Consider the following 1,392-nt stretch of genomic DNA (forward strand, 5'->3'; position numbering starts at 1 on the left):
TGACTAGTCCTAAATAACCGTTACAAATTATTGGACTAAAATAATAACATTCTTGTTAGTCCCCAAGGGTACCCTTGGGGACTAACTTTTTACTGTATCTTTTGATTCTTATTTTTCGTTGTTTATGCATCTGTTCTGGCGTAAGCATACTGCATGAATAATGGGGCCTTAACTGATTGTAGGCTTGAATACTTTCTGCCACAAGTACCTTTAGTACTTCGCTATTATGAGCATATTTCTCCAGCTCAAATTCACCCTTTATGATTCCATTAACACGTTCTGCAATAGCATTAGCATAGGGATCATATGATTCGGTCATGCTGGTTAAGATATTGCTCTTATTCAATTGTTTTTGATACCTATTACTGCAATATTGGATACCTCTGTCTGAATGATGTATCAGAGGCTCTTTCTTATAACTTCTTTTTTTTATTGCCTTCTTTAAGGCATCTAATGCTCCTTCAACACTAAGATTGTCAGATAAATTGTAACCAACAATTTTCTTAGAGTAAGCATCGGTTATTAATGACAAATAATGATGATTACCCCTGTTGCCAATATAGGTTATGTCAGATACCCATACTTGTTCGGGGCGAGTGATAGCCATTTCTGCCACCAGGTTCTTATGCTTACGAAACCGATGGTGTGAGTTCGTCGTTGTCCGGTAACTCCGTAGTGGCTTAATAGACATGTGATTGGCGTTTAATATTGCAAATAGTTTATCGCGCCCTACATGAAGCTCCCGCAATGGCTCATAAAGAACTTTATAGAGTTTGCGGCCACCCAATCTTGGCATTCTGACACGAACAGACTGAATAAGCTTGACAACTTCCTCTGCTCGTTGCTGTCTCACTAATGAATTGTGTTTTGCTCTATAATAAACCTGTCGGCTTACCCCGAGTAATCTACAGGTAGAAACTATTGTTTCTTTTTGCGTTGTTTTGAAGTGTTCGATTCCTCGGGTAAGGAGTTTTTTCGTATCGGTATCTTAAACTCTTTCTCGGCCATATCAATCATCATATCGAAGAAGATGGCTTTCTTATCGGCACGTTCAGCTTGGTGCTCCCAAAAGGCTTTTTGCTTCTCTAAAAGTTTAATTTTTTGTTCTAACTCCAGTATTTTCTGATCTTTTGATTTTGGCATATACGATGGTGTTTGATGCTCCCAATCAAAGTTACCATATTTTCTGAGCCAGTTTGTAACAGTACTATGCGACTGGATACCGTACTTTCTGGCTGCCGCTTTAATACCTAATTCCCCTCGTTCAATTTCTTGAACGACATGCAACTTTAAGGACATAGAGTAATCTTTCTGTGTGCGCTTAATGTACTTTCTTTTAGCTTCTTCTGTCATAGCTTTACTTATTGTGTAACGCTATTTCAGGACTAGACA

2 protein-coding genes are annotated in these 1,392 nt (G+C 38.4%); both read right to left on the reverse strand.

Annotated elements, in window-relative coordinates; all coding sequences use genetic code 11:
* Nucleotides 1-55: 55 nt before the first annotated feature.
* Nucleotides 56-955, reverse strand: coding sequence for an IS3 family transposase (locus tag ACRD62_RS22365; RefSeq protein ID WP_430822307.1), 900 nt, complete (start codon nt 953-955; stop codon nt 56-58).
* A complete protein-coding gene (locus ACRD62_RS22370) occupies nt 919-1,353 on the reverse strand; it encodes a helix-turn-helix domain-containing protein (RefSeq protein WP_430822306.1) in 435 nt (144 codons plus the stop codon). The genes ACRD62_RS22365 and ACRD62_RS22370 overlap by 37 nt, the downstream gene beginning before the upstream one ends.
* Nucleotides 1,354-1,392: the final 39 nt, after the last annotated feature.

The sequence above is a fragment of the Carboxylicivirga caseinilyticus genome, from assembly GCF_050589785.1.
GTDB lineage: Bacteria > Bacteroidota > Bacteroidia > Bacteroidales > Marinilabiliaceae > Carboxylicivirga > Carboxylicivirga caseinilyticus.